The organism is Streptomyces sp. 130, assembly GCF_007096885.1.
GTDB lineage: Bacteria > Actinomycetota > Actinomycetes > Streptomycetales > Streptomycetaceae > Streptomyces.
The window spans coordinates 1-759 of sequence record NZ_VJNO01000116.1 but is presented as its reverse complement, the minus strand read 5'-3'; the positions used below and the strand labels follow the sequence as shown (position 1 = coordinate 759).

Annotated in this window: 1 protein-coding gene; it reads right to left on the bottom strand. The window is 69.3% G+C overall.

What is annotated here, in order from left to right; all coding sequences use genetic code 11:
- Positions 1-748: electron transfer flavoprotein subunit beta/FixA family protein (locus FKN01_RS32255; protein WP_143626187.1), on the bottom strand; the 748-nt coding region annotated here is incomplete at its 3' end.
- Between the last annotated feature and the right edge of the window lie 11 nt (positions 749-759).

Here is a 759-nt window from a genome sequence, read left to right as displayed (position 1 = left end):
GCTTGCCGCCCTCGCCCTCGTCCTTCACGATCGTGCCCGCGGTGCGGGCCGGACGCTCGGCCGCGGAGTCGACCGCGGTCCACGCACCCGCCAGACCCACCTCGTCCGCGTCGATGCCCAGGTCGTCCAGGTCCAGGGACTTCACCGGCTTCTTCTTCGCCGCCATGATCCCCTTGAACGACGGGTAACGGGCCTCACCGGACTGGTCGGTCACCGACACCACCGCCGGAAGCGACGCCTCCAGCTCCTCCGACGCGCTGTCCCCGTCCCGGCGGCCACGCACCACACCGCCCTCGACCGACACCTGCGACAGCAGCGTCACCTGCGGCACACCCAGCCGCTCCGCGAGCAGCGCCGGCACCACACCCATCGTGCCGTCCGTCGACGCCATGCCCGAGATCACCAGGTCGTACCCGGTCTCCTCGACCGCCTTCGCCAGCACCAGCGACGTACCCATCGCGTCCGTACCGTGCAGATCGTCGTCCTCGACGTGAACCGCCTTGTCCGCACCCATCGACAGCGCCTTGCGCAACGCGTCCTTGGCGTCCTCCGGACCCACCGTCAACACCGTGACCTCGGCCTCGTCGGCCGCCTCCGCGATCTGCAACGCCTGCTCGACCGCGTACTCGTCCAGCTCCGACAGCAGACCGTCGACATCCTCACGGTCCAGCGTCAGGTCATCGGCGAAATGCCGGTCACCGGTCGCGTCGGGCACGTACTTCACACAGACAACGATCCTCAAGCTCACGCCGGCTCTCC